The organism is Priestia flexa NBRC 15715, from assembly GCF_001591565.1.
Classification (GTDB): Bacteria; Bacillota; Bacilli; order Bacillales; family Bacillaceae_H; genus Priestia; species Priestia flexa.
This window is the reverse complement of sequence record NZ_BCVD01000248.1, coordinates 1-870: the sequence shown is the minus strand read 5'-3', so window position 1 is coordinate 870 and position 870 is coordinate 1. Positions and strand designations below refer to the sequence as shown.

Below are 870 nucleotides of genomic sequence, written 5' to 3'. Positions count from 1 at the left end.
GATACTACGTCAAGAAAATAGACACAGATTTCTACCGCACTTTCGCTTGGTAGCCTTCATAAAAAAGTTTAAATTTATAAAGATTTAAACTTTTTTATGAAGGAGAAATCAAGCTGCAAATTTCCTATACATTTGTTCAAATTCATTCGGTGTGCAATACCCCAATGTCGAATGAATTCGCTTGGAATTGTAAAAGAACTCAATGTATTCAAATAGTGACTTCTTTGCTTCTTCTCTCGTTTTATACTTTGTTTGGTAAACAAGCTCTCGTTTTAGAATCCCGTGAAAGGACTCAATACAAGCGTTGTCGTAACAATTTCCTTTCCGGCTCATGCTGCCAGTCATATTGTACTTTTTTAATAGATTTTGATATTCACAAGAAGCATATTGAACACCGCGATCTGAATGATGGACCACTCCATTCCCAGGTTTTTGGCGTTTGTAAGCCATCTTTAACGCAGAGATAACTAATTCTTTGGTCATTTTTTTATCCATGGCCCATCCTATTATCTTACGAGAATATAAATCCATTACGGTCGCCAAATACAACCAGCCCTCATTCGTTGGAATATAAGTGATATCCGTAACCCAGAACTGGTTTGGTTTACTCGCTTTAAACTGTCGATTTAAGACGTTTTCACTTACTGGGTGATGATGCCTCGAATTGGTCGTAGCCTTGTACTTTTTGACTGTACAAGACTTCCAGTGGTTCTTTGTCATTATTCGGGAGACTGTACGCTCACTTACTTTAACACCACGCTTTTTTAGTGTTTTCGTAATTTTAACACTGCCATAACGTTGCTTGAATTCAAGGTGAGTCTTTAATATCTCGTGTGAGAGTTTTTCATGCTTCTTCTGTCTTTCACTAAT

The 870-nt window shown here is 37.0% G+C and carries 1 protein-coding gene; it reads right to left on the bottom strand.

Features of this window, described 5'->3' with window-relative positions; translation table 11 throughout:
• Positions 1 to 108 precede the first annotated feature (108 nt).
• On the bottom strand, positions 109 to 870 hold a 762-nt coding region (locus BFL01S_RS19710), incomplete at its 5' end, for an IS3 family transposase (protein WP_169799878.1).